The sequence below is a fragment of the Areca yellow leaf disease phytoplasma genome (genome assembly GCF_041920595.1).
In genome coordinates, this window is the sequence record NZ_CP169277.1 from 222,930 (window position 1) to 224,262 (window position 1,333).

Genomic DNA, 1,333 nt, shown 5'->3' on the forward strand with positions numbered 1-1,333 from the left:
TGTACACAAGCAGTTTGTTTCAGCAGTTCTTTGATATCTGTTGGTCGTCTACATAAATAATTGAATATCTAAGTTTATCTGTAATTTAAGTAATATCAATAATCTGTGTTAATATTTTTAAGAACAGTGCATAACAAAAACCCTGATGTTTGTTCTCAAACAATCATTGATAAAATCAATGAAGAAAAACTAAAAGGCTTTTTGTTATGCACTGTTAATAATTTAAAAATATTAGCTTATAATGGACGTATCTCCAAATTTAGATTTTTAATTGGCAATCTTTTGAAAATACATCCTATTTTAAAATTTCAACAAGGAGTGTTATCAATTGAAAAAAAAGTAAGAAACTTAAAAAACTGTTTTAATTATTGTCTTGAAAAAAATATTAGAACACAAACTGCAAATAATAAACTTGATATTCAAGCATATTTATGTAGATGATGACAAAGATGCCAAAGAACTTTTAGCACAAATCACAAACTTATTGCTAACCCCCAAATTAAAGCTTGCTACTTATGGTGCTATTTCTCCTGTAGCAGCAAGCTCATATTGGCTGCAGGAAGGATCGGATTTTATCTAACGAAATGACAGAGATTAACTTATAATGGAATGCATTATTTTTTAATCCCTGATTTTGTTTAAAGTTTTAGAACAGTCAAAACTTTTATCCTAAAAAACTTTTAAAACCCACCTTTAAAAACACTTAAACAATCTTTTGATTATCTTTTGGCTATTTTAAGATACAATAAAATTGTAGCTATATTTTAGTTACATTATATTTTTATATCCTTGATGTTAGAAAGAACCAAATAAGTGTCTATATTTTACCAAAGAAAACTTTTTTAAAATACTTTTGGCTTTTAGTATTAATTTTTTTATTACAACCATCGCTTATGCTATAGAAGATTGGCATAAATTAAAAAAGGATAGTAATTTTGGATTAAAAATTGCTGCTCCCAGAATTGTCAGTTTCCAACCCCGCAGATTTTCACGACACCAATACAAATTTTTAGTTCCTACAGAACATAAGTTTTAATGACAACAGAACAAACAGAGATAGAGTTATTTGAACAAGAAGCTACTCTAAAAACTCAAAATGACAAATTAACTTTTAGTAAACGGAAAAAATACCAAACTAGATATTAATTATTTTTTTTGAAAACCTTTGATTTAAACGAACAATTAAAAAGATTTTTTGTTGTTCAGATTTTATGGAAATACAAAGCACAACCTCAACAAAGTTTTTGTTTTTGGTGACAATAAAAACAAAACCAGTTATTATTGATCAAAACGGTAATTTAAAAACAATTATTGTTCAATTTACCATTTATGC

At 26.6% G+C, this 1,333-nt stretch carries 2 protein-coding genes; both read left to right on the forward strand.

Annotated features, from left to right (window positions below; genetic code table 11):
- The first annotated feature begins 126 nt into the window (after positions 1–126).
- Positions 127–441, forward strand: a complete 315-nt coding sequence (locus ACEW7V_RS01300) for a DegV family protein (protein WP_374695632.1) — start codon at positions 127–129, stop codon at positions 439–441.
- Complete coding sequence (locus ACEW7V_RS01305; protein ID WP_374695633.1) at positions 413–580, forward strand: hypothetical protein; 168 nt, start codon at positions 413–415, stop codon at positions 578–580. Before ACEW7V_RS01300 ends, ACEW7V_RS01305 begins: the two co-directional genes overlap by 29 nt.
- Positions 581–1,333 lie beyond the last annotated feature (753 nt).